Annotated in this window: 1 protein-coding gene; it reads left to right on the forward strand. The window is 40.5% G+C overall.

All coding sequences use genetic code 11. The features are described from left to right. Window positions 1-355 precede the first annotated feature (355 nt). Window positions 356-697, forward strand: a complete 342-nt coding sequence (locus tag VB654_RS07115) for a hypothetical protein (protein ID WP_323212946.1) — start codon at window positions 356-358, stop codon at window positions 695-697. The last annotated feature ends 12 nt before the right edge of the window (window positions 698-709 follow it).

A 709-nucleotide genomic window follows, 5' to 3' on the forward strand; every position in this document is an offset into this window, starting at 1 on the left:
ACTTCTTCTGTAGTTTGTCCCGGTAGCGCATCAGCCTGGGAATCAAACAACATTCCCATACCCAACCAGGGAACTAGAGAAAAAGGCAGAATCAAGAAGTTAAGCAGAGATTTTTTCAGCATTTTCCTATTCGGAACTTACATGGAAATTTCCCCCAACAGGGGACAATCATAGTTTTCCCGTTTTACGGTCTGATTGTTTCATGAGTCATTTTAAGTACATCGGCGTAAAGCGAAAGCTGCCCTACGAAAGTCCTTTGTTCTTTTTTAATAAATCCCAACAGTTCAGGTACTAATGAAGATTAAGTGCGATTATTTGGGCAATATAACCCTAGAACCTTTTCTCCATTCTCATCATGAGATTTTTATTGAAGCTGATTGGTTTAGCACTAATACTTGCGGGTATCTATTTTCTCGGTCAAAATATTTATTTTACTACTAATGTGTCTCCTTATTGGTGGCGCGGTATAGCTGCCGATGGTTCTATACTTTTTATCACTTCAGGAATTCTCATGCTATTTGTCCTCCCCCGCCAGAATAAAGCTCTAGGTTGGGCGGGAATAGGGATTGGAATACTTTTGGTTTTTCTGAGCAGTCGCGCTATCCTCAACCCTACAAGTCTTTGGCAATTTTTCCTTTCCGTGGCTTGTTTTGTCGGGGGGTATCAATTGTTATCCACAGGTCGCATCAATATTTAGAATCTATCTCAA

The organism is Nodularia sp. UHCC 0506, assembly GCF_034931045.1.
Taxonomy (GTDB): Bacteria; Cyanobacteriota; Cyanobacteriia; order Cyanobacteriales; family Nostocaceae; genus Nodularia.